Raw genomic sequence first — 1,568 nt, 5'->3', positions numbered from 1 at the left:
AATCATTAACGGTGTATCTCTGGATCCACGTATTGGAGACTTCTATAACAATCCTAGTTTTGGTTACGGCGGATATTGTCTTCCTAAAGATACAAAACAGCTTCTTGCTAACTATAATGATGTTCCACAGAACCTTATCAGTGCCATTGTTCAGTCTAACACCACACGTAAAGATCACATTGCACAGATGATTATAGACAGAAATCCTAAAATGGTTGGCATATATAGACTTACTATGAAATCAAATTCAGATAACTTCCGTGCCAGTGCAATACAGGGCGTTATGAAACGCATTAAGGCTAAAGGTATTGAAGTTGTTGTTTATGAACCAACTCTTAAAGAAGATACATTCTTTAATTCTTACGTAGAAAAAGACTTTTCTAAATTCAAATCTGAATGTGATGTGATTATTGCTAACCGAAATGCAACTGAACTTTCAGATGTTGCTTCAAAGATTTATACACGTGATTTAATGGGAAGGGATTAAACGATCATGAAAACAAAAATTGATTTAAACGGAAAAACAATATTAGTAACCGGTTCGCCTGGATTTATTGGTGCAAACCTTGTTTTACGCTTATTTAAAGAAATGTCTTCTGGAACGATTGTTTCTCTTGATAACATGAATGATTACTATGATCCTCAGTTAAAAGTTTATAGACTGGGATTAATTGAATCAGAAGCAAAATCATCTTCTGTAAAACACGTATTTGTAAAAGGTTCTATTGCAGATAAAACTCTGGTAGAAAAACTTTTTAATGAATATAAATTTGACCTTGTTGTAAATCTTGCAGCTCAGGCTGGTGTGCGCTATTCAATAGACCATCCTGATGTCTATATTGAATCTAATATCATTGGTTTTTATAATATACTTGAAGCCTGCAGAAATCATCCTGTTGAACATCTTGTTTATGCATCATCTTCTTCTGTATATGGTGGAAATAAAAAAGTTCCTTTCAGTACAGATGATAAGGTTGATAATCCGGTTTCTCTATATGCAGCAACAAAAAAATCAAACGAACTTCTTGCTCATTCATATTCAAAACTGTACAACATTCCTTCTACAGGTTTGAGATTTTTTACTGTCTATGGACCTGCAGGAAGACCTGATATGTTCTACTTTTCTGCAACAAAGAAACTTGTTGCAGGTGAAAAGATTAAAATCTTTAACTATGGAAATATGAAGCGGGACTTCACCTATGTTGATGATATTGTAGAAGGAATTCTACGAGTTATGAAAGGCGCTCCTGTAAAAGAAAACGGAGAAGATGGACTTCCTCTTCCTCCTTATGCCGTATACAACATTGGCGGCGGTACTCCAGAAAACCTTTTAGATTATATTTCAACCTTGCAGCATGAACTTGTTAGAGCTGGTGTATTACCTTCTAACTATGATTTTGAAGCACACCGCGAACTTGTAGGCATGCAGCCAGGTGATGTTCCTGTTACTTTTGCTGACTCTGCCGCTTTAGAACAGGACTACGGTTTTACACCAAAAATTGATATTCGCACCGGTCTCCGTGCCTTTGCTGAATGGTATGCAGGGTATTATATGGGAGAGATTAATT

2 protein-coding genes are annotated in these 1,568 nt (G+C 35.8%); both read left to right on the top strand.

Going from position 1 to position 1,568, the window contains the following annotated elements; all coding sequences use genetic code 11:
* On the top strand, window positions 1–487 hold a 487-nt coding region (locus tag MSI_RS13375; RefSeq protein WP_039925087.1), incomplete at its 5' end, for a UDP binding domain-containing protein.
* Between the two features lie 6 nt (window positions 488–493).
* The coding region (locus MSI_RS13370; protein WP_155815652.1) for an NAD-dependent epimerase/dehydratase family protein at window positions 494–1,568 on the top strand (1,075 nt) is incomplete at its 3' end.

This window comes from Treponema sp. JC4 (assembly GCF_000260795.1).
Taxonomy (GTDB): domain Bacteria; phylum Spirochaetota; class Spirochaetia; order Treponematales; family Treponemataceae; genus Treponema_D.
This window is presented reverse-complemented; position numbering and strand designations above follow the sequence as displayed.